Annotated in this window: 1 protein-coding gene; it reads left to right on the top strand. The window is 34.9% G+C overall.

Annotation, left to right across the window (positions count from 1 at the left end):
- Positions 1–255, top strand: a 255-nt coding sequence (locus EJJ37_RS20650) for a hypothetical protein (RefSeq protein WP_204596877.1), incomplete at both ends; no start/stop codon positions are given.

The raw sequence follows: 255 nt of genomic DNA, 5'->3' as shown, positions 1-255 counted from the left end.
ACTACTACTCCTTCTGAAGATGATAACTCTCAAAAGGATGATGAAACTGTAGATAGTGATAATTCTTCTGAAGATACTAATCCAGAACTTCCTTCTAACGATATAGATGAAATTCCTGGTGATAATGATGGTTCTGTAACTCCTCCATCTGTAGATACTGATGATCAAGAAGATACAACTACTACTCCTTCTGAAGATGATAACTCTCAAAAGGATGATGAAACTGTAGATAGTGATAATTCTTCTGAGGATACT

The sequence above is a fragment of the Clostridium cuniculi genome (assembly GCF_004353185.1).
In the GTDB taxonomy this organism is placed as follows: Bacteria; Bacillota; Clostridia; order Clostridiales; family Clostridiaceae; genus Clostridium; species Clostridium cuniculi.
The sequence above is the reverse complement of the archived record's forward strand: the minus strand, read 5'-3'. Positions and strand labels throughout refer to the sequence as shown.